The organism is Aquirufa sp. Wall-65K1, assembly GCF_054558475.1.
Genome location: NZ_JBPXKD010000004.1, coordinates 294,832 through 317,092 on the forward strand (window position 1 = coordinate 294,832; position 22,261 = coordinate 317,092).

Sequence of the window (22,261 nt, forward strand, 5' to 3'; positions counted from 1 at the left end):
TTATAATTTCCTACCAGCCCATTCCTTTGGTCTTCGTTCTGACGCGTAACAAGTTCATGTCGGCCGTGATAAATAGGGTAGAGCCATCTTCTCCAAAGGCGACATTGGCGGTGGCACTGCCCGCCTCTATTCTTCCTAATAATTTACCTGCAGGACTAATAATCAATACACCTCCGGGACCTGTGGCCCATAAATTGCCTTCTTTGTCGACCTTAAATCCATCGGGTGCACCTCTCCAGCCATTTTTAGCTAGTTCTGCTCCATCAAAAAAGATTTTTCCCTCTCCTAAATTACCGTCTTTGTCAACGGGGAATGCCTTCCAAATTAAACCCTTCGGGTCCGATTGTCCTACATACAATATTTTCTCATCCGGACTAAATGCCAATCCATTTGGACGCGTCATGTCTTTAACTTGCAAGCTCAATTCACCCTTTTTATTCAAGCGATAAACACCTTGAAATGGGAGTTCCTTCGCTGGTTCATCTTTTCCTCTTCCAGGTAATCCATAAGGGGGATCGGTAAAATAATAATCTCCCGAACTATGTTGTACTAAATCATTGGGGCTATTCAGTTTTTTCCCCTCAAACAAATGCGCCAAGGTTTTCTTTTTGGCAGGATTGTCCAAAGGCATCTCGGCAATTCTACGATCGCCATGCTCACAAGAAACTAAATTTCCTTTTTTGTTGATGATTAATCCATTGGCTCCCGGTTCTTCCGAATAGGGTACGCTTCCCGTATAGCCCGATGGTTTTAAAAATACTTCGACATCCTTTCCTGGCGCCCATTTATGGATTACATTCTCAGGAACATCTGAAAACAACAAATAATTTCCTTTTTTGACCCAAACAGGACCTTCAGACCAAGTATAGCCTGTCCCTAAAATTTCGATGGGTGAATTAATATCCAGTAATTTATCCAAAGCAGGATCCAATCGATGAATCTTTCCAATGGTAGGATAGCTTTTTTCCTGTGCATTCATGCTAAAAAGGCCGCTTGTTAAACAGCAAAAGAGGTAAAAGATATTTTTTTTCATGGTCTTGAGAAAAAAAATGTGGACTCTGTAAGTCCACATTTCAAAGAAAAACTCAACTTATAAATTACGTTTTTTCAATTCTTTCACTGCAAAATCGGCCGCACGGGCTGTTAATGCCATATAGGTTAAGGAAGGATTCACACAAGATGCCGAAGTCATCGAAGCACCATCAGTGACAAAGACATTTTTAACAGCATGTACTTGATTATTGCCATTCAAAACGGAAGTTTTTGGATCACGACCCATGCGGGCAGTTCCCATTTCGTGAATAGCCATACCCGGATAAGAACCATTATCAAATGCTCTGACGTTTTTCAAACCAGCACTTTCTAACATTTCACGGGCATCTTCCATGATATCTTTACGCATTTTCTTCTCGTTTTCCTTGAATTCTGCATCAAATACCACTACCGGTAATCCCCATTTATCCTTTGTATTCGGATCTAAGTACATTTTGTTTTCATGGTATGGTAAAGTCTCACCAAAACCACTTAATCCCATCATCCATGGACCTGGTTTTGTCATGGATTCTTTGTAATCAATACCAAAGTTTAGATCACCCACGCCACGGTTCCATCCTTGACGTGAACCACTTCCTTGGTATCCGAATCCACGTAAGTAATCACGCTTATCGTTTCCAATATTTCGGTAACGAGGAATGTAGATACCATTAGCACGACGACCGATGTAATATTTGTCTTCATCTCCTTCCCAAACACCGCTAGCACCAATTTTGAAGTGGTGATCCATTAAGTTATGTCCTAATTCTCCAGAATCATTTCCGAAACCATTCGGGAAACGACGAGATTTGGAGTTCAATAATAGGGCAGTCGTACTAACCGTAGAACCGCAAACAAAAATGATTTTAGCATAATATTCACGTACATCTTTGGTAACCGTGTCAATTACTCGAACCCCTTTGGCTTTTTGTTTTTGTTCATCATATAAGATCTCAGAAACTAGAGAATCTGGACGAAGCGTCATTAAGCCTGTTTTGGCAGCAGGAGGTAGGGTACAAGATTGAGAACTGAAGTAAGCTCCATAAGGGCATCCTAAGCGGCACTTATTGCGGTATTGACATGCACTACGTCCAATGCCTAACTGAGCTTGCTTGGCTTCAGATAAGTTTGCCACACGACCTATCGTCATGTGTCTTCCAGGAAAGTTTTTCTCAATACGTTTTCTTACCTCTTTTTCCACGCAATACATGTCCATCGGTTTTAAAAATTCCGAATCGGGCAATTGAGGTAATCCTAATGCTTCCCCAGAAATTCCCACGTGCTTCTCCACATAAGAATACCAAGGCGCAATGTCTTTGTAACGAATAGGCCAATCCACGGCAATGCCATCTTTTAAATTTGCCTCGAAATCGATATCACTTAAACGATAGGTTTGGCGTCCCCACATGATGGATTTTCCTCCGACGATATTGGGACGGAACCAGTCAAAACGTTTTTCTTCCTTGTACATGGAGTCGGAATCATTGAACCAATAGGTTTCCGTCATCTCATTGTAAGGATAATCACGAGCTAATTTGGGGTGAGAGGCTTTTTGTTCATTGGTTAACAAACCATTGTATTTAAAATCCCAAGGATCTTTATAGCTAGGGGTATATCCTGTTATGTGCTCCATTTGCTTACCACGATCTAGTACCAAGACGCGCAAACCTTTTTCCGTTAATTCTTTGGCAGCATATCCACCAGAAACACCCGATCCTACGATGATGGCATCGTAAGTTTGATTTTTGATTGAATCTATATTTAAGTTCATTTTATTCTAGTCTTGACATGAAAATTAAAGTGCCCAAGTTTTTTGTCCTGGAGCTAATGGCATACATCCATCGAATTTACCTGGGATTGGTAGGTATTCCAAAGCCTTAGTAGCACCGATTTCTGATGTAAAATAACCTGTAGTGGTTAATTCTTTCATCATAAAAAAGAAAGGAATAGGTGCTTTTTTACCTTTATTGGCTGTTCTTTCAGCATCAGATTCTAGCATGATACTTGTCAAGGCTTCTTTCTTTTCTACGGCACTAGCTTGTGTGAATGATTTTCCCGTTTTAGCTTGACAATTGGCATCTAATTTGGCTAATCCAGCATAAAAATGCTCTTGATCTTCTTTAGGATAACAATCACGTACCACACGAACAATGAATTTCTCCACACCTGCCGCTTTGGCTCCTGGGGTTCCAGTGTTAGGAATGATTACATCGGCCACTTCCGCCAATAAAGACTCTTGATCAGCGCTTACACTAACAAATGCCCCATGGTTTAACTTTTCTCCTCGCAGTCCAGCCATGGCAGGGGCAGAAACAACACCACCCATTAACATGACCACACGCTGTACAGCTTCTCTACGGTTAATGTTCATATTCAGATTAATTTATAAGGATTCAAGGTTATTGCATTGAAATAATTCAATTTTTTCCATACTGATTTCAAATATATACAATTATAGCAAAATTACTAGTGGGTATTGGAGGTCATTTCTAAAAAAAATATTGCGTAAATTGTGGCCATAAAACTTGTATATGCCCATTTTAGCCGCTGATTTAGTTCGTCAAGTTCAGTCAGCCATACAGCCTTTATATTCAGCCCAAGAAGTAGACGCTATTGCCTATTTGATGGTAGAAATGAGTACGGGTGCGTCTCGCTTGGATTGCTTGATGGGAAAAGAAGTGGAAGAGGTCCCGCATTGGGAAGAATCCTTGGCTAGATTAACTCAGCATGAACCTTTTCAATATGTCTTGGGTAAAGCTTGGTTTCGAGATCGATTATTTGGATTAAATCCTCATACACTAATTCCAAGGCCAGAAACGGAGGAATTGGTGGATAATGCCTTGGAAAAAATACCCCAACAAAAAACCGATTTTAAAGTCTTAGATGTGGGTACTGGCTCGGGCTGCGTGGCTATTTCTATTGCATTAGAAGCTCCTCATGCTCAAGTGTCTGCGTGGGAAATATCTCAAGAAGCACAGCAACAGGCACAGCTTAATGCCCAATCGCTTGGTGCGCAAGTACAAATAGACTTACAAGATGTGTTTCAATGGTCCACGCGAAACGATGCTGAAATTTGGGATATGATTGTTTCCAATCCTCCTTATGTCATGTTTCAGGAGGCCGAGCACATGGAAAAGCATGTAAAGGACTATGAACCCGGCTTAGCTCTTTTTGTGCTTGATTCCAATCCATTGATTTTTTATGAAGTATTGGAAAGCATGGCTTGTAAACATCTGCGAAAGGATGGTTGGATTCTATTGGAGATTAACCAGGCCTTGGGTAAGGAAACTAAAGCGCTTTTTGAAAATAAAAACTGGAAGCAAGTGGAATTGAAACAAGATTTTCATGGAAAAGATCGTTTTGTTATAGCTCAGAAGGACATTTAAATAAGTAATCTTACATTTGTCAGGGAAATGGAACATTTATCCTTTAAAAAGCATTTTAATGGAAATTTGCAAAGGACAGATAGTAATTTGTATACCTTTGCAGAGCAAAAATTTTAAAACAATATCAACAATGAACAGAAAACTTTGGATTGCTTTGGGCGTCATTGCTCTTGTGATTTTTTGGGGGGTCGGAGTGCGTAATGGATTAGCTACCAGTGACCAAGAAGTAAAAGGGTCATGGGCCAATGTACAATCGGCATATCAGCGTCGTGCTGATTTGATTCCAAACTTAGTTAAAACAGTACAGGGAGTTGCCAATTTTGAGAAATCAACATTGACGGATGTCATTCAAGCACGTGCTAGTGCCACACAAATGAAATTGGATGCCAAGGATTTAAGTCCTGAAAATTTGCAGAAATACCAAGCAGCACAATCATCCTTAGGGGGAGCATTATCTCGTTTAATGGTTGTTGCTGAGAATTATCCTCAATTGAAAGCTACTGAGAATTTCTCTGAATTACAGGCTCAATTGGAAGGAACAGAAAACCGCATTAAGGAAGAAAGAGATCGTTTTAATGAATCGGTTAAGTCTTATAACAGTAAGGTGGTTACGTTTCCGAATAATTTGATTGCATCTTTCTCTGGATTTACTGAGAAAGGATATTTCCAAGCAGAGGCCGGTTCTGACAAAGCTCCAGAAGTAAATTTTGACGAGAAGAAATAAGGATGCACATAAGCCAGGAACAGCAAGCGGAGATTTTAAAAGCAATTAAAGAAGCTGAATTAGGAACTTCTGGTGAAATACGTGTGCACATAGAGAGTCATTGTGAAGGGCGCCCGATCGAACGATCCAAGGTGCTCTTCTATCAATTAGGCATGAACCAAACCGATTTACAAAATGGGGTTTTGGTTTACTTAGCCATCAAAGATCGTAAATATGCCATCATTGGGGATAAAGGGATTGATGCCCATGTAAACCCTGAGTTTTGGGAAACCATACGCGATGAAATGAGGCCTTATTTGGCCAAAAATGAAATAGGAGCAGGATTAGCTTGGGGGATTCGTCGAATTGGCGAAGTTCTGACCATGTATTTCCCTTACCAAAAAGACGATATCAATGAGCTCACGGATGAGTTGTCCTTTGGGGCTTAATATAATACGAGTTTTTATCTTGGGCATGGCTTTCCTAGGCCTGTCTATGCCTTTACTTTTGGCACAAACTGGCATTCCAGAAAAGCCAAATGGTTATGTGCTGGATTTGTCCAATAAATTAAGTCCAGAAGAAAAGCAAAACTTAGAACAAAAATTGAGGGGCTATGCGGATAGCACATCCACTCAATTGGAGATAGTGATTGTTCCTACCACCGGCAATACCGATCCTTATGATTATGCCATGGAAATAGGCAAGGCATGGGGAGTTGGTCAAAAGGGTAAAAATAATGGTCTAGTCTTACTGATTGCCTCAGAAACTAGGAAAATTAGGATTGTTACAGGCCGAGGTTTAGAATCGGTCTTGCCTGATGCTATATGTAAAAGGATTATCAATCGGATTTTAAAACCTGCCTTAAAGCAGGGGAATTATTTTGGCGGTATTGATGCTGCTACCACAGAAATGATGCAAAGGGCTAGTGGTACCTTTCAATCTGATGGGAATGGAGAAGGTGAAAAAGGAATCCCATTAGTCTTTATTATTGTCATATTCTTTATCATCATCACCATCATTCGGGCCATCAAAAATAGAGGAGGAGGGTCCGGTCCTGGTTCCCACGGTGGAGGAATGTTTTTTCCACCCATCTTCTTAGGAGGAGGTCATTCGGGAGGCGGATTCGGTGGAAACAGCGGAGGCGGTGGATTCGATTTTGGGGGATTCGGAGGTGGAGATTTTGGTGGCGGTGGCGCAGGCGGAGATTTTTAACAGAAGTTATGAGCATGGTACAACAATTAATACAGAATTCATTAAAGGAATCTCAGTCGGTTTTAGAGCGATTTGTAAATAATCCAAAACAAATACAGGCCATTGAGGCTGTGGCTCAGGTTTTAGTGGAGGCCCTTAAAGAGGGTCATAAAATCATTTCCTGTGGAAATGGGGGTAGCCACTGTGATGCCATGCATTTTGCCGAAGAATTATCTGGGCGTTATCGGGAAAACCGCCCTGCTTTAGCAGCCATGGCAATTTCAGATCCATCTCATATAACTTGTGTGAGTAATGATTTTGGTTACAATTTTGTTTTTTCCCGATTTATAGAAGGTTTAGGACAAGCAGGGGATGTATTAGTAGGAATATCCACAAGTGGAAACTCAGCCAGTATCATAGAAGCAGTAACAGCTGCTAAACAAAAAGGAATGAAGGTGATATTACTCACTGGAAAAGATGGTGGGAAATTGGCAGGTTTAGGAGATGTAGAAATTCGTGTTGAGCACGAAGGTTTTGCTGACCGTATTCAAGAAATTCACATCAAGGTCATTCATATTATGATTCAATTGGTGGAATATCACCTGTTTGGAAGACAATAACCCTTTACCTAGTTAGCAGCCTTAGGATGTAAGCTAGGGCTTTTACGTTATGCCCATGTAGGGTTTAATCAAAAAAAAGGCCCCAAATTCATTGGGGCCTTTTTATATTTATTTTAAAGTAATTAGTATTCTCCTTCTGCTTCATTGCTACCCATGAGTACATCTACTACACGGGAGAATATAGTTTTTATACCTGGTTTGTCTCCAACTTTACCGGGGTCTTTTGGACCATCTCCACCAATGATAGCAGGTTCTTGCTCTTTTGTTGGAATAGCTTGGTCTAATTGTTCGTAATAAACTTGTACTAAACCAATGGCGGTAGCAAAGGATGGATCAAGTATTTCTTCCGATGCCTGTGAGTTTTGTACCACCATAGGAACACCAATGCGGCATTCTAAATCGGTCAATTTTTGGAATAACTCAGCAATGTCGGGTAATTGAGCTCCACCACCGCAAAGCACAATGCCACTTTTGAAGGCCTGAGGATCGCCAACTTTACTGATTTCAGCTACAATTTTAGCGGCCAATTCTTTTAGGCGCTCTTCTAAAATGATGGCTAAGTTTTTAACTGATACCGGGCTAGGTTTACGCCCCGCAATACCTGGAATCATTACTACTTCATTGATATCAATTAATTTACTTACAGCTGAGCCAAAGGTAGTTTTTAATGCTTCTGCATTTTCCAATGATACATTCAATCCAATTCTAATGTCTTCGGTCAACCTATCTCCACCCCAATTTAGAATGCTGGCTTGTACCAATCTTTTGTTTTGGTATACACTGATTTCAGTGGTGCCACTTCCGATATCTACCAAGATAACTCCTTCTTCTTTTTCTTCTGGACTTAATACGGCTGTCGATGCAGCTATTGGACTAAAATAAACATTTCCCTTTTTGAGGTGGTCAGATTCAGCTGCTTCTAAGCATTGTACCAATAAACCATATTTATCAGGATTCGCCGTAACTACCATGAAGTCGGCTTGGATTTTCTGACCAATTTGTCCAACAGGGTCTAGGGTAGTAGGTAAATTATCTACTTTAAAACCGATGGGTAGCGTATGTAAAATACAAGGATTTTTCTCTGTGATGGGTTTTTTAGCCTCTTCAATCAAGGCATAAACCTCCTGAAGTGATACAGCCTCGCGCGGATTCTTCCGGATTTTCGTGCTAGAATAGGGCTGAACACCAATATGACTTCCTGACAAATTCGATGCAAAATAATAATCGGTATTCTTGCCTTCCAAGGCACCAGAGATTTTTTTAAGCGCCTCTGCAATAGCTGCAGTAGTTTTATGAATATTGACAATCTCTCCTCGTAAAATGTTTCCAACCGTACTGGCTTTACCTGATGCAATGATCTCTAATTTACCAGTGGCATTTTGTCTGCCAGCTACAGCTCTTACGAAGGAGCTACCAATGTCTAATCCGATGATTAAATCGTTCCGCATAATTTGTTATTGAAGATTACTCTAGCTTAACAGGAAGCCATAAAGGTTTAAAAATAGCTATTTTGACTAATAATCGCAAATAACCTGATTCTTATATTTTAAGCGTACCCAGCGATAAGTATTCCAGCCTTTGTTTGGAATTATCTTCTTATAAAACAGGGCTAGTTTTTTGAATTTTGTCTCCACATTGATAGGCAAACCAAAGTCGACCCGCGTGATACCTAAGGTAGGAATCATCACAACACCACCATCTTCCGCAACTTCCAATTGTGAAATTTGGGCTCTCCAAAATTCATTGTTATTGATGAATTCAAATAGTGCTACCAAATGTTTTCCTTTCGCGTCACTTAGGTTTTTTCGATTCTTTTTGAAAAAAGGACCTGAAACGACGAGGATTCGGGGGGTGAAAAGTGGACTAGTACCAATGAATTTACCATCTTGGGTGACATATTGGTCGCTCAATTCAGATTCACTGACGGTGCTTCTTAGGATACGTGCAATGGGGCTATATTCTTTGACAGAAATGATGATTTTGCCCGAAAAGTCATAGTGCGCTTCACAGGATTTTACCAAAGGAATGCGTTTGACTCGCTCTTCCATTTGATGTAAGGAAATATTTTGAAGATACTTGCCTACATAGTACCTAGTACCTTGCTCAGTGACAACATTATTGATATCTTTTTTAGCTAGAAGCGGTCTTTCATTTTCAGAATCTAACTTAACCACGATGCCCGTGCATTTGATATCGTTGTAAGATAAATCAGAATAGATAACGGCTGCTACGCCCATGCTCAACAAGATGATTAAGCTGATTAATCGTTTGATTAGTGCCCACTTACTTGTGTTTAATAGAGCCATGTAATGAGTTTTTTTTTAATTTTATTGTAATGAGTCTTTTAAATCGGCCAAAAGTAAATCAATATCTCCTGCACCCATGGTGACTAATAGTCGGGGCTTTTTGACTTTAATGACTTGTTTTAAAGCTTCTTTGCTAATGCATTGTTTATGTTCTAACTGGACAATTTCCAATAATTTTTCAGAAGTGACTCCCGGAATGGGAAGTTCTCTGGCTGGATAAATGTCCAATAAATATAATTCATCTGCTAAGGAAAGACTTTGTGCAAAATCATCTAAAAAATCCCTAGTTCTGGAAAATAAATGTGGTTGAAAAACAGCCACTATTTTCTCATTGGGATATAAAGCCCGTACGGAATTCAAGCAAGCGGCTATTTCAGTTGGATGGTGTGCATAGTCATCAATCATGACATGATCCTCGGATTCAACATGGTATTCAAACCTTCTTTTTACACCTTTGAAGCTAGCAATACCTGCTTTAATTTCTTCCCCTGTCAATCCCACTTGCATGGCAAGGGCAGCCGCTGCTAAAGCATTTTCAATGTTATGAAAACCTGGAATACGCATCGGAATATCTTTAATTTCACCCCCAGGATATAGCATATCAAACACCATGCGATGTGCTTGAATACGTATATTAATTGCCTGGAAATCACCTGAATCTATTCCAAAAGTGGCATTTTTTTGTTGGGATACTAAACCTAAGCCTACTTTTTGAATAAAAAAACCTTGGTCCTGAATTTGGCTAACAAATAATTGAAAAGATTCTACCACTTGTTCTGAGGCTCCATAAATATCCAAATGGTCAGCATCGGTGGAGGTAACTACGGCCGCATAAGGGTGTAAGGTTAAAAATGAACGATCGTACTCATCGGCCTCTACCACACAAATGATATTTTCTTTGTCTTTATTGGGAATAAAGTTCGTCCCATAATTTTGTGTAATTCCACCTAAAAAGGCGGTCACATTTTTATTGGCATGAATAAGTAAATGTGTCAATAGGGAAGAAGTCGTGGTTTTACCATGTGTCCCTGCCACAGCTAAGGTTGGAATTTGTTGTGTAATCCAGCCTAATATTTCAGATCTTTTAAATAGCGGAATGCCTAAGCTAAGCAAATAGTTTTTTTCAACATGATCAGCCGGAATTGCTGGTGTATAAATGAAAAGACTATGTGCTGTATCCGCCAGAATTTCAGCGGGAATACAGTTAACATCATCCGTATAATGGATATTCATGCCTTCCTGACTAAGGGTTTTGGTCAATGGGCTTTCTGTTTTATCGTATCCTGCCACTGGAAATCCATTATGTAAAAACCAGCGGGCAATGGCCGACATACCGATACCCCCTATACCTAGGAAATAGACATAAGTTAAATCTTTCAGTTGAATATTACTTTTCATGTAGGGTAAGCAAGGCTAAAATGTTCGTAGCTATATCTTGTGCGGCCATCGGTTTAGCCATGGATTTACTTTGTTTTTCAATTTGAGCGATGAGCTCTTTGTTTTGTAAGCTTTTAATGGCCTCATCGATTAATGTCTGTTGGGCATCTCCATCTTTGACTAATATGGCAGCACCCTCGGATACTAGGCTATGGGCATTTTGGGTTTGATGATCTTCAGCGGCACTCGGTAACGGAACTAAGATACTGGCTTTTCCTACCAAGCAAATTTCTGACACGGAAAGAGCGCCTGCTCGGGAAATCACTAAGTCGGCAGCAGCATAAGCCAAATCCATTTCATAGATAAATGCCGACACAAAAGCGCTTAGGTCTTTTTCCTTTTCTACGGAGGCTATGGCTTCTTTTTCAAAAGGTATACCGGTTTGCCAAATAATTTGCACCTGAGATTGGGCTAATTTTTCTAATCCGGCTTGGATAGCTAAATTGATGCTTCTAGCTCCTTGGCTTCCTCCAATGATTAAAATGCAAGGCATTTTTGGGTTTAGGCCAAAATGCTTGATGGCTTTTTCTTTTTTACCGGCTTGATCGATCAAGTCTTTTCGAACAGGATTACCTAAATATTGAATTTTCTCTTTGGGGAAGAATTTTTCCATATTGGGGTAGGCCACAAAGATTTGTTGGGCTTTGGAACTCAAAAATTTATTGGTAATTCCTGCAAAAGAGTTTTGTTCTTGGATGACAAATGGGACACCTTTAACCCAAGCAGCTAGTAACATGGGGCCCGATGCGTATCCACCAACTCCCACAGCCAAATCAGGCTTGAACTCATTTAATATAGAAAATGCTTTGGATAGACTTTTGATTAATTTAAAGGGGAAAAGCAGGTTTTTCATCATGTGCTGACGGTTGATGCCAACGATAGGAAGCCCAACAATGTTAAAACCAGCTTTAGGCACTTTCTCCATTTCCATTTTTCCCTCGGCACCTACAAATAGAAATTCACTATTGGGTGCCATTTCTTGGATGGCTGAAGCTATGGCTATGGCTGGATAGATATGTCCACCAGTGCCACCCCCTGAAATGATGATTCTTTTTGGTTTCACTAAATAATAGTTTTAAGATCTTTGGTTTCTTGCTCTTTATCTCTACTTACTGAAAGAATGAGACCAATACTAATGGCTGTAAATATCAGTGAAGTACCACCTGCTGACACCATGGGCATAGGCTGTCCTGTTACAGGACCTGCACCTACAGCAACCAGCATATTGATAAAGGCTTGAAAAACGATGGAAAAAGTGAGTCCTGCCGATAGTAATCCACCAAATGGTTTACCACTATGCCGGACGGCATTCGCCCCTCGGTACATGAGCCAGAGGAAAAAGATTGGGATTAAAATGGCCACGACGATACCATATTCCTCTACTATAATGGCATAGACAAAATCGGATTCTGCCTGTGAAAGGAAGTAACGTTGCTGACTTCTACCAGGTCCTTTGGGGCTTAATGCTCCCGTGGCAATGGCATAATAACTTCGGTATAGCTGGTAATCTTCGTCTTTTTTGTCAATGGATTTACTATCCTGTTTTCCTACTCGATTTCTAAAATTTGTAATCCTTGCTTTTACGGTTTTTGCTCTTTGGCCTATTTCAAGGGTAACGACCAAGCTAGCCAAAATAGCGACGGAGGCAATGATGTAACCAATTTGTTTCCATGGAACCCGACCAAAAATCATTAGGATGATACTAGTCAGGAATATCAAAATGCTTGTTGAAAAGTTTGATAACATGATCAAGAAGCAGGTGATTCCAATTTTAATTAATAACCAAAGGAAAAACTGCCAATTATATGCCTCAGGATTAGATTGTCGGGTTGAAAAGTCTTTTGCTAAACTACCTATCAAACATAATTTAGCCATGTCTGAGGGCATAAAAGAAATAGGTCCAATCTCCAACCAGCGACTTGCTCCTCCTTTACTTTCTCCAAAAATAAAGGCAACTAGGATGAGCATCCAGGAAAAGATAAGTGCTAAATGACTGTATTGCGCAAATTTCAAATAGTTTTGCCGAGAGAACCACGACATCATGATGAATGAGAATATTAAGATCACGAAAGACTTAATAAAGCTCATGATAGGGTCCATCGGATTCATCATCACCATACGGCCTTTGGCAGAAAACTGTATGAGCAAGCCAAAGGCATTTAGGACAAATACGATGAACCATATTTGGTAATCTCCAGCTAATTTAGACTTGATGAATTCAGAGATTCTATTTTCCATCGTTGAGCATTTTTACCATGGCTTTAAAATGATTTCCACGATCCTCGTAGTTTTTAAATAAGTCAAAACTAGCGCAGGCAGGAGAGAGCAATACTACATCTCCAGCTTGTCCCCACTCCATACTTTTTTTGACAGCTATCTCTAAATTGTCTGTTGAAAAGATGGAAGAACAAATAGGCCCAAAATGGGATTCTAGTTTTTTGTTATCTGTACCTAGGCAGATAATACCTTTTACCTTCTCTTTAACTAAATCATCCAAGACTTCATATTCATTGCCTTTATCAACACCTCCAATGAGTAGAATGATGGGTTGTTTGAAACTATTTAAGGCATAAAAAACGGCGTCCACATTCGTGGCTTTGGAATCATTAATGAATTGTACTCCATTCCAAGTACCACAGGGTTCTAGTCGGTGCGGGGCGTTTTCAAAGGTTTTAAGTGCCCTATGAATAGACTCTGCACTAATTCCAACAGCTTCTGCTGCCAAAATTGCTGCTGACATATTGATGGCATTATGTGGGCCATTCAAAGGGGCATCCTCCAGGTTTAAGTGGAATTGGGAAGAACCCTTCAATTGATTATTTTGGATCAGCATGTCGGCCTTAGAATCATCAAAACTAATGGTTCTTAGCTTTGCTTGATGGGGTAAAGAGCTAGCGTGCGACAAAAGTACGGGATCACCTGACCAAAAGATGCACGTATTATGGGAGGTAGCATTTTGAAAAATGCGAAATTTCGATTGAATATAATTTTCGAATTGGTAATCGTACCTATCTAAATGATCGGGGGTGATGTTTAATAATACGGCTACATCAGGAGCAAAATGGAAGCAGCGATCAAGTTGAAAAGAAGAAATTTCTAATACATAATAGTCATGTTGATTTTCCATGACTTGTTTAGCAAAACTATGGCCGATATTACCAGCCAGACCTACTCGATATCCTGCTTCTTTTAATAAATGGTAGGTTAATAGGGTGGTGGTTGTCTTTCCATTGCTACCGGTAATAGCAATGATTTTGGCCTGTGTATACCGTGATGCAAATTCTATTTCTGAAATAAGAGAAATGTTTTTTTGCTTAATTTCTTTGACGATAGGGCTTTTTTCGGGTATTCCTGGGCTGATGATTATTTCATCAGCTTCCAGCACTTTTTCCATGGTATGGCTTCCTTGTTCAAAAGGAATTTGCGCGTCCAATAGGTTTTGTTGGTATTCGGGTTTTAATTGTCCTTGATCGGATAAAAAGACCTCGAAGCCTTGATGTTTGGCCAACAAGGCAGCCCCAACGCCACTTTCACCCCCGCCTAGGACTACAATTTTTGACATTTGCTTAAAAAAATGGAAAACAAAAGATATAAACTAATACAAGTTAGAAAATGTCTTGGACTAATGAAAATGAGAAATCACCACTTTTATAAAAATTAGAGATTATGTTTTTTCGGAAATAAGATTACCAAATATCAAGTAGTTGATATTAAGTACTGAAATGCTAAAGTTGATTTCAAATGAAGGGAATTTTAGGTAAAATGGTAGATTTTGCTTTCGACGTTCAATTAAGAAATTTAATTCGCGATTATTATGATTTATTGACAGACTATATTCCGTTAAATAATTTTCATTTTTTTGTCCAAACCGATAATCAATATAACCGCTATGAGATTTGAAGGAAGTATTGTATTTCAATTTGAAATATTAAATGAAAAGCATGATGCCAAAAGGCAACGGGTAGAATCATTCCGTAAATTCAATGCGGCTAATGAACGATATTTTCGCTTAATTGAAACTGGGATGATGCGAAAGCGTGTTTACACACTTCGAGGAATTGAAGATGTTCATTTACACAGAGTTAAAAAATCTAATGGGCAAAAAAAAGACCAACTTTTCAGCTGGTCTTTTTTACTTTCGGTGGATTGGAAATTAAGCCAAAGCCACACGTTTGAAAGTTGAGATCGTCAAACCTTTCTGAGTTTGCTCTAACAACTGACGAATATTGATCGATGAATCTTTCACGAATTGTTGGTTCAATAAAGTAGATTCTTTGTAGAACTTCTCTAATTTACCAACTGCAATTTTCTCTAACATCGCTTCAGGCTTACCTTCTTGACGAGCTTGATCTTTTCCGATTTCGATTTCACGTTGAATCGTTTCCGCATCAACACCATCTTTATCTAAAGCTACTGGCTTCATCGCAGTGATTTGCATCGCGATATCTTTACCTACTTCTGTCACATCTGTTCCCTCAACACCTTCGAATGCTACTAAAACACCGATTTTGTTGTTGGAGTGGATATAAGATACAACTTTCTCTGCATCAATGTTTTCGTAGGCAGCTAAAGTGATTTTCTCACCAATTTTACCTGTTAATTCAATGATGTGACCTTCTACTGAACGACCGTCTGAAAGTGGTTCAGCTAAAAGAGCAGAAGCACTAGGAGCGTGTGATTTCACAGCAGCTTCTAGAATGCTTTGAGCTAAGTTATTGAAATCGGCTACTTTTGAAACTGGTTCAGTTTCGCAAGCAAGAGCGATTAATTTACCATTTGAATGATCGGCTGAAAGAGCTACGAGTACTACTCCCTCGTTGGTTGCGTTTTCAGCACGTTTTGCTGCTACCTTCTGACCTGCTTTACGAAGAATATCGATTGCTGCTTCGAAATCACCATCGGCTTCCGTCAAAGCTTTTTTGCAATCCATCATTCCGGCGCCAGTCATTTGGCGTAATTTATTAACGTCTGCGGCTGTAATTGACATTTTATGAATATGTTTATTCTTGTTCTGCTTCTTTTTCGTACTTAGCGGCTACTTTAGCTGCTTCTTGTGATTCCTCATCTGCAATACGCTTTGATTCCTCTTCTTCAGCTAAACGAGCATCGTCTTTATCTTGTTTTCTTTCAGCTAAACCTTCTTCGATAGCTTTACCAATAGCAGCTGTAATAACAGCAATTGATTTGTAAGCATCATCATTTGCAGGGATAGGGAAATCAACTAAATCTGGGTTAGAGTTAGTATCGCACATAGCAAAAACTGGGATACCTAATTTTTTAGCTTCTTCTACTGCAATGTGCTCACGCTTAACGTCAACCACAAAAAGAGCTGCTGGAAGGCGAGTTAATTCAGTGATACCACCTAATACACGCTTCAATTTCTCTTCTTCACGCGTCATCATTAAACGCTCACGCTTAGCAAGAGTTTTTACGATTACTTCGTCTTTTAACATTTTGTCGATGCTTGACATCTTCTTGATAGACTTGCGTACAGTCGCGAAGTTAGTCAACATACCACCTAACCAACGATCGGTTACGTAAGGCATCTTTAATTTTTCTGCTTCAGCAGATACCACTTCTTGTGCTTGCTTTTTAGTAGCAACGAACATGATCTTACGACCAGAACGAACGATAGCACGCATAGCTGCAGTAGCTTCGTCTAAACAAGAAAGAGTTTTATTAAGATCGATGATGTGAATCCCGTTCTTCTCCATGAAGATGTAAGGAGCCATTTTCGGGTCCCACTTACGGGTAAGGTGTCCAAAGTGTACACCTGCATCTAATAATTCATTGTAGCTTAATTGTGCCATTTTTTGAGTTTAAGAATGAGGAAAAATAAAAATGTGGAAAAGGCATCGGCAACAGACAAGCCCTTTCCACGCAATTTGGGATTAACGCTTAGAGAATTGGAATCTCTTACGCGCCTTTCTTCTACCTGGTTTCTTACGTTCTACCATGCGTGGGTCACGCGTTAGGAAACCTTCTTTTTTCAAAGGTGAACGTAATTCCGAGTCTTGCGTTTGCAATGCACGAGAAATAGCTAAGCGTAAAGCTTCAGCTTGTCCTTTGATTCCACCACCATCTACGTTGGCGGTTACATCAAAAGAACCTAATGTGTTGGTTAATGCGAAAGGCTGATTAACGACAATCTGAAGAATTTCAGATGGGAAGTAATCAGTCATCGTACGGCCGTTGATTTTAATCTGGCCTTTACCAGGGGTCATTGAAATACGGGCAATTGCCGTCTTTCTTCTACCGATTTTGCTTGTTAATTCTGCCATTTGATTGAGGATTGACCTATTTTTGGGTCATATTGTCCGTTAAAACTTTATTTCTTTTGGTTGTTGAGCTGCATGAGGGTGCTCAGTACCAGCATATACAAATAGGTTAGTGAATAATTCACGTCCTAAACGATTTTTTGGTAACATACCTTTCACCGCAGATTCTATCACACCGCGTGGGTTCTTAACTAACACCTCACGTGGAGTAGCAAAACGCTGTCCACCTGGATATCCTGTGTGACGGATGTACACCTTGTCAGTCATTTTCTTTCCTGTCAAGCGAACTTTCTCCGCATTGATCACAATGACATTATCACCACAATCTACGTGTGGAGTGAATGAAGGCTTGTGCTTGCCACGAATAATTTTTGCGATTTCAGAACATAAACGTCCTAAAACTTGATTTTCAGCATCTACCACCACCCAGTCTTTCTGTACTGTAGCCTTATTGGCGGAGATGGTTTTGTAACTTAAAGTATCCACTATAGTATTGTTTAACTGTTGAATCGCACCATAAAGACCACGGAATTTGTCTTAAGGATTTGATTATGACCTATTTTGCAACTAAACGGGCATTCAATCGAAAAATGGGAGTGCAAATTTAGAAATTCAAAGACTAATATCCAAGCGAGATATCAAAAAATAAAAATATATGCCTGAAAACAAAAAAGGAGGCCTTCGCCTCCTTCTTTGAATGTCTCCATCAGGGCCTATAAATTGCTTAAATCAAAGCTGTCCATAAAGGCTGTGGTGAATTTACCCGATTGAAAACCTGGGTCATCCATTAATTTAATGTGGAAAGGAATGGTCGTTTTAATTCCCTCAATCACAAATTCCTGAAGCGCTCGTTTCATTCGTAGTAAAACTTCCTCTCTGCTTTGTCCGCTTACAATCACCTTCGCAATCATGGAATCATAATTAGGAGGGATGGTATAGCCAGAGTAAACGTGGGAGTCAATACGTACTCCATGTCCACCGGGTAAATGTAAGTTGGTGATTTTACCAGGAGATGGTCGGAAACCATTGGAAGGATCTTCCGCGTTTATACGACATTCTAAAGCATATAATTTAGGGAAGTAATTCTGCCCTGAAATAGCAATACCAGCTGCTACTTTAATTTGCTCCTTTATTAAGTCAAAATCGGTTACTTCTTCCGTGATAGGATGCTCTACCTGAATACGTGTATTCATTTCCATGAAATAGAAGTCTCCATTTTTGTCTACTAAAAACTCAATGGTTCCAGCTCCTTCATATTTGATAGCCGCAGCACCCGCCACTGCCGCTGCACCCATACGAGTACGCAGGTCGTCTGTTAAGGCAGGAGATGGTGTCTCTTCACACAATTTTTGGTGACGTCTTTGAATGGAGCAATCACGTTCTGATAAGTGACATACAGTACCAAATTTATCGCCCACTACCTGAATCTCAATATGACGAGGTTCTTCCACGAATTTCTCCATGTACATTCCATCGTTTCCAAAGGCTGCAGCAGCTTCCATTTTAGCATCATCCCAAAGTTTAGCAAATTCAGACTCTTCACGGATGATACGCATACCGCGTCCACCACCACCAGCAGTGGCTTTGATGATAACAGGGTATTTAATTTTTTTGGCTAATTCTATGGCTTCCTCGACGGTATCTAAGAGACCATCTGAACCAGGAATCACGGGTACCCCAGCTTTTTTCATGGTATCTTTTGCCGTGGCTTTATCTCCCATGGAATTAATCATCTCAGCCGAAGCTCCAATAAATTTGATTCCATGTTCTTCACAAATGCGAGAAAATTCTGCATTCTCAGATAAAAAGCCATAACCTGGGTGAATGGCATCAGCACCGGTAACTTCAGCGGCTGAAATAATGGCAGGGATACTTAAATAAGATTGTTTACTGGGAGGGGGGCCAATACAAACCGCCTCATCCGCAAAACGAACATGCAAACTGTCGCGATCTGCTGTGGAAAAAACAGCCACCGTTTTGATGCCCATTTCCTTGCAGGTACGAATGATTCGAAGGGCTATCTCCCCACGATTCGCAATGAGTATTTTTTTAAACATAGTAATTCTTTTTTGGCGCTCTAAAGCCTTTTGCAGGCGGAGCTTATATTATGCTTTTTCTACTAGGAAAAGGGGTTGGTCAAATTCAACAGGTGTGGCATTATCCACTAAAATTTTCACGATTTTACCCGATACTTCCGCATCGATCTCGTTGAATAATTTCATTGCCTCAATCATACAAACCGTTTTACCAGGTTCGATGCTCGATCCAACTTCTACATAATTACCTTTATCTGGCCCTGGAGCTAAATAAATGGTTCCAATCATAGGTGATTTTACTGTATATAAATTGTCTGCTACTGGAGCCGGTGCTGCTGCCACTGGAGCGGCTGGTGCAGCCGCGGCAACTGCCGGTGCAGGCGTAGCTGCAGGAGCTGGGCTGTGAACTACTTGTACACTTGGTGCAGCTTCTCCATGTTTTTTAACAGAAACTTTTAATCCTTCAGTTTCAATACTAACCTCTGCTAGAGGTGATTTTGCGATATAATCTAGTAATCGCTGTATTTCTTTGGTGTCCATTCTTGATAGTATTAGGTTTACCTGCTTGTGCTTATGGTACAAATGTAATAAAAATGAGATAAGCTGTTTATTTTACTCTTTCCGCATAGGCGTAAGTACGCGTATCTACTTTGATAACTTCGTCTTGTTCAATAAAGATAGGTACGGTAATGGTGGCACCTGTCTCTACGGTAGCGGGTTTTTTGGGCGAGTTAGCTGTATCTCCACGAACACCAGGTTCTGTGTAAGTTACTTTTAATTCCACGAATGGAGGTAATTCGCAAGAAATAGCCTCATCATTCTCGGTATTAATTAAGATTTCTACTTCTTGACCTTCTTTCATTAAATCTGCCATCACCACGAGGTTGTCATTTAACAAGATTTGCTCAAATGATTCATTGTCCATGAAGTTATATCCATATTCATCTTTATAAATGAATTGGAATTTTCTTCTCTCCACACGAACTGGATAAATGTTTACCCCTGAGTTGAAAGTATTATCAATCACTTTACCAGAAGTTAAGGATCTCAATTTCGTGCGAACGAAAGCTGGTCCTTTTCCTGGTTTAACGTGTAAAAATTCGACGATGGAAAATAGGTCATCATTGTATTTGATAACCATTCCATTTTTAATGTCTGCTGTAGTTGCCATGTATGTAATGTAAAATTATTTCGGATTATAAGCCCACTTCACATAAGCAGACGCCCAGGTAAAGCCTCCACCGAAAGCTGCTAAAATTAAATTATCTCCTTTTTTCAATTGGTTTTCATAATCCCAAAGACATAATGGGATGGTGGCTGCTGTGGTATTTCCATATCGATGGATATTCAACATCACTTTATCTTCCCCAATGTTCATGCGGTTCGCCGTAGCATCAATAATGCGCTTATTGGCCTGATGAGGTACCAAAAAGGCAATATCATCTCCTGTCAATTGATTTCTTTCCATGATTTCTGCAGAAATATCTGCCATGCGCGTCACCGCGAATTTGAAAACAGATTGACCTTCTTGGCGGATATAATGTAGTTTTTGGTCGATGGTTTCATGACTTGGAGGATAAGCACTTCCACCTCCTTTTTGCATCAAACTTTCACAACCTTCTCCGTCTGATTTTAAAATAAAATCTTGAACCCCCATACCATCTTCTGTAGGTTCCAACATCACGGCACCGGCTCCATCTCCAAAAAGAATGCAAGTAGTGCGGTCTGTGTAGTCTACAATGGCCGACATTTTATCTGCACCCACTATCACAACTTTTTTGTAACGGCCTGATTCGATGAAGGCAGTACCAGTTCCTAAAGCATTTAAAAAGCCCGAGCAAGCAGCAGCTAAATCAAAAGACGCCGTTTCGCGAATACCCACTGATTTACAAATCAAGTTGGAACAAGACGGGAAAAAATAGTCTGGGGTAACCGTAGCACAAATTAATAAATCAACCTCTTCTGGTTTCGTATTCGTTTTCTTCAATAATTCAGTGACAGCTTTGGCTCCCATGAAAGAAGTTCCTAAGCCTTCGCCTTTGAGAATTCTACGTTCTTTGATTCCGGTACGAGTGGTAATCCATTCGTCGTTAGTTTCGACTAACTTTTCTAATTCTTCGTTGGTCAACACATAGTCCGGTACATATCCTGCTACTCCGGTAATGGCTGCGTTTATTTTATGGGTCATGTTTCTTTAACCTAAACTTTTTTATTTGTTCTCGATGATGCCCTTGATTTTCTCGTAGACTTTCGATTCCACCACGGACTTACATAGTCCAATCATATTTTTAATAGCTAGCGGACTCGATGCACCATGTGCGATGATCACGTTGCCATTGATTCCAATGATGGGACTACCTCCGTATTTTTCGTAATTGGTATTTTCAACAAATTCATTGGTCATCCCTTGGTCCTTCATGATGTTATAAATGGATTCCCCCATTTTTAACATGATGTTTCCCGTAAAGCCGTCCGTTACAATAACGTCTGCTTTTCCCTTGAAGAAATCTTTTCCTTCAATATTACCGATAAAATTAATGTTTGTATTCGCTTTTAATAAAGCATGAGTCGCCTGGGCCAAAATAGAACCTTTTTGTTCTTCTTCACCAATATTGATGAGGCCTACGCGAGGGGATTTAATGCCAGTAGTAGCTTCAAAATACACGGAACCTAACAAGGCAAACTGCTCAAGCATTTCTGGCTTACAGTCCGCGTTGGCACCAATGTCCAGCATCACGGCGTATTTTCCATTGGTCTGAGGAACAAAACCAGCAATGGCTGGCCTTTGTATACCCTCAATGGTTTTTACGGAGAATAAGGATCCCACCATCATGGCTCCTGTATTTCCTGCCGAAGCAAAGACATCGGCTTTGGCCTCCTTTAAAAGACCAAACCCAATTCCGATAGAGGAATTGGGTTTTTGGGATAAAGCTCGGGTAGGGTGTTCACCCATTTCAATCACCTGATCTGCGTGAATGATTTGGATTTGCGTTCCAGTATATTGATGTTCATCCAAAATAGCTTGGATGGTATCACGAGGACCTACAGCTAGAATTATTTCATTATTGGAAAGACTTGGAAGCGCTAAAAGTATACCCTCTATTACTGCTTTCGGAGCAAAATCTCCACCCATCACGTCGACCGCTATTTTCATCTAATTATGTTTAATTACTAAAGCTTGAGGCAAAAATAGTATTAAATTTAGTCAAAAAATAGCATTTTAACGGGATATTTTCGCTTGAGGCAAAAATAAGTTGTTTTCCTTGATAAAG

Annotated in this window: 24 protein-coding genes; 6 read left to right on the forward strand and 18 right to left on the reverse strand. The window is 40.0% G+C overall.

What is annotated here, in order from left to right:
• Nucleotides 1-10 precede the first annotated feature (10 nt).
• From ACST15_RS08645 to ACST15_RS08655, 3 genes are read right to left on the reverse strand one after another with little or no spacing between them, the layout of a single operon-like run.
• The gene (locus ACST15_RS08645; protein ID WP_459454254.1) at nucleotides 11-1,033 is read right to left on the reverse strand and encodes an SMP-30/gluconolactonase/LRE family protein; all 1,023 of its coding nucleotides are present in this window, start codon (nucleotides 1,031-1,033) and stop codon (nucleotides 11-13) included.
• Nucleotides 1,034-1,090: 57 nt separating this feature from the next.
• On the reverse strand, nucleotides 1,091-2,803 hold the full coding sequence (locus ACST15_RS08650) for a GMC oxidoreductase (RefSeq protein WP_459454255.1): 1,713 nt from the start codon (nucleotides 2,801-2,803) through the stop codon (nucleotides 1,091-1,093).
• Between the two features lie 24 nt (nucleotides 2,804-2,827).
• Nucleotides 2,828-3,397, reverse strand: coding sequence for a gluconate 2-dehydrogenase subunit 3 family protein (locus ACST15_RS08655; protein WP_459454357.1), 570 nt, complete (start codon nucleotides 3,395-3,397; stop codon nucleotides 2,828-2,830).
• A 166-nt stretch (nucleotides 3,398-3,563) separates the two neighbouring features.
• On the opposite strand from ACST15_RS08655, the gene prmC reads away from it, so the two are divergent.
• The 5 genes from prmC (at nucleotide 3,564) to lpcA (ending at nucleotide 6,932) form a co-directional block, all read left to right on the forward strand.
• Nucleotides 3,564-4,418, forward strand: a complete 855-nt coding sequence (gene prmC, locus ACST15_RS08660) for a peptide chain release factor N(5)-glutamine methyltransferase (RefSeq protein ID WP_459454256.1) — start codon at nucleotides 3,564-3,566, stop codon at nucleotides 4,416-4,418.
• Between the two features lie 130 nt (nucleotides 4,419-4,548).
• A complete protein-coding gene (locus tag ACST15_RS08665) occupies nucleotides 4,549-5,142 on the forward strand; it encodes a LemA family protein (RefSeq protein ID WP_459454257.1) in 594 nt (197 codons plus the stop codon).
• A gap of 2 nt (nucleotides 5,143-5,144) precedes the next feature.
• Nucleotides 5,145-5,570, forward strand: coding sequence for a TPM domain-containing protein (locus ACST15_RS08670; protein WP_459454258.1), 426 nt, complete (start codon nucleotides 5,145-5,147; stop codon nucleotides 5,568-5,570).
• 25 nt (nucleotides 5,571-5,595) lie between these two features.
• A complete protein-coding gene (locus ACST15_RS08675; RefSeq protein ID WP_459454259.1) occupies nucleotides 5,596-6,333 on the forward strand; it encodes a TPM domain-containing protein in 738 nt (245 codons plus the stop codon).
• Between the two features lie 8 nt (nucleotides 6,334-6,341).
• Complete coding sequence (lpcA, locus tag ACST15_RS08680) at nucleotides 6,342-6,932, forward strand: D-sedoheptulose 7-phosphate isomerase (protein WP_459454260.1); 591 nt, start codon at nucleotides 6,342-6,344, stop codon at nucleotides 6,930-6,932.
• A gap of 122 nt (nucleotides 6,933-7,054) precedes the next feature.
• Here the strand turns inward: lpcA and ftsA are convergent, their stop codons facing one another.
• From ftsA to murD, 6 genes are all read right to left on the reverse strand, one after another.
• Nucleotides 7,055-8,380, reverse strand: coding sequence for a cell division protein FtsA (gene ftsA / locus ACST15_RS08685; protein WP_459454261.1), 1,326 nt, complete (start codon nucleotides 8,378-8,380; stop codon nucleotides 7,055-7,057).
• Nucleotides 8,381-8,446: 66 nt separating this feature from the next.
• Nucleotides 8,447-9,238 (reverse strand): cell division protein FtsQ/DivIB, encoded by a 792-nt coding sequence (locus ACST15_RS08690; protein ID WP_459454262.1) that lies wholly within the window; start codon nucleotides 9,236-9,238, stop codon nucleotides 8,447-8,449.
• A 21-nt stretch (nucleotides 9,239-9,259) separates the two neighbouring features.
• Nucleotides 9,260-10,636 carry a UDP-N-acetylmuramate--L-alanine ligase gene (gene murC, locus ACST15_RS08695; protein WP_459454263.1) on the reverse strand — a complete coding sequence of 459 codons (1,377 nt, stop codon included), beginning with the start codon at nucleotides 10,634-10,636 and terminating at the stop codon, nucleotides 9,260-9,262.
• A complete protein-coding gene (gene murG / locus ACST15_RS08700; RefSeq protein WP_459454264.1) occupies nucleotides 10,626-11,738 on the reverse strand; it encodes an undecaprenyldiphospho-muramoylpentapeptide beta-N-acetylglucosaminyltransferase in 1,113 nt (370 codons plus the stop codon). The genes murC and murG overlap by 11 nt, the downstream gene beginning before the upstream one ends.
• A complete protein-coding gene (locus ACST15_RS08705; RefSeq protein WP_459454265.1) occupies nucleotides 11,738-12,913 on the reverse strand; it encodes an FtsW/RodA/SpoVE family cell cycle protein in 1,176 nt (391 codons plus the stop codon). The genes murG and ACST15_RS08705 overlap by 1 nt, the downstream gene beginning before the upstream one ends.
• Nucleotides 12,903-14,237: a UDP-N-acetylmuramoyl-L-alanine--D-glutamate ligase gene (murD, locus tag ACST15_RS08710; RefSeq protein ID WP_459454266.1), complete on the reverse strand. Its 1,335-nt coding sequence runs from the start codon at nucleotides 14,235-14,237 to the stop codon at nucleotides 12,903-12,905. Before murD ends, ACST15_RS08705 begins: the two co-directional genes overlap by 11 nt.
• Nucleotides 14,238-14,564: 327 nt before the next feature.
• Between murD and ACST15_RS08715 the strand changes: the two genes are divergently transcribed.
• A complete protein-coding gene (locus tag ACST15_RS08715; RefSeq protein WP_459454267.1) occupies nucleotides 14,565-14,858 on the forward strand; it encodes a hypothetical protein in 294 nt (97 codons plus the stop codon).
• Here ACST15_RS08715 and tsf read toward each other — a convergent pair.
• From tsf to plsX, 9 genes are all read right to left on the reverse strand, one after another.
• The gene (gene tsf, locus ACST15_RS08720; protein ID WP_109322234.1) at nucleotides 14,829-15,662 is read right to left on the reverse strand and encodes a translation elongation factor Ts; all 834 of its coding nucleotides are present in this window, start codon (nucleotides 15,660-15,662) and stop codon (nucleotides 14,829-14,831) included. The two genes, ACST15_RS08715 and tsf, sit on opposite strands and share 30 nt — an antisense overlap.
• Nucleotides 15,663-15,675: 13 nt before the next feature.
• Complete coding sequence (rpsB, locus tag ACST15_RS08725) at nucleotides 15,676-16,485, reverse strand: 30S ribosomal protein S2 (RefSeq protein ID WP_459454268.1); 810 nt, start codon at nucleotides 16,483-16,485, stop codon at nucleotides 15,676-15,678.
• Nucleotides 16,486-16,566: 81 nt separating this feature from the next.
• Nucleotides 16,567-16,956 (reverse strand): 30S ribosomal protein S9, encoded by a 390-nt coding sequence (rpsI, locus tag ACST15_RS08730; protein WP_109322236.1) that lies wholly within the window; start codon nucleotides 16,954-16,956, stop codon nucleotides 16,567-16,569.
• A 39-nt stretch (nucleotides 16,957-16,995) separates the two neighbouring features.
• Nucleotides 16,996-17,439: a 50S ribosomal protein L13 gene (gene rplM / locus ACST15_RS08735; protein ID WP_109322237.1), complete on the reverse strand. Its 444-nt coding sequence runs from the start codon at nucleotides 17,437-17,439 to the stop codon at nucleotides 16,996-16,998.
• 227 nt (nucleotides 17,440-17,666) lie between these two features.
• Nucleotides 17,667-19,010 (reverse strand): acetyl-CoA carboxylase biotin carboxylase subunit, encoded by a 1,344-nt coding sequence (gene accC, locus ACST15_RS08740; protein WP_459454269.1) that lies wholly within the window; start codon nucleotides 19,008-19,010, stop codon nucleotides 17,667-17,669.
• Between the two features lie 48 nt (nucleotides 19,011-19,058).
• Nucleotides 19,059-19,529 carry an acetyl-CoA carboxylase biotin carboxyl carrier protein gene (gene accB / locus ACST15_RS08745; RefSeq protein ID WP_459454270.1) on the reverse strand — a complete coding sequence of 157 codons (471 nt, stop codon included), beginning with the start codon at nucleotides 19,527-19,529 and terminating at the stop codon, nucleotides 19,059-19,061.
• A 67-nt stretch (nucleotides 19,530-19,596) separates the two neighbouring features.
• On the reverse strand, nucleotides 19,597-20,160 hold the full coding sequence (gene efp / locus ACST15_RS08750) for an elongation factor P (protein WP_459454271.1): 564 nt from the start codon (nucleotides 20,158-20,160) through the stop codon (nucleotides 19,597-19,599).
• 15 nt (nucleotides 20,161-20,175) lie between these two features.
• On the reverse strand, nucleotides 20,176-21,177 hold the full coding sequence (locus ACST15_RS08755; RefSeq protein WP_459454272.1) for a beta-ketoacyl-ACP synthase III: 1,002 nt from the start codon (nucleotides 21,175-21,177) through the stop codon (nucleotides 20,176-20,178).
• 21 nt (nucleotides 21,178-21,198) lie between these two features.
• Nucleotides 21,199-22,143, reverse strand: a complete 945-nt coding sequence (plsX, locus tag ACST15_RS08760; protein ID WP_459454273.1) for a phosphate acyltransferase PlsX — start codon at nucleotides 22,141-22,143, stop codon at nucleotides 21,199-21,201.
• Nucleotides 22,144-22,261 lie beyond the last annotated feature (118 nt).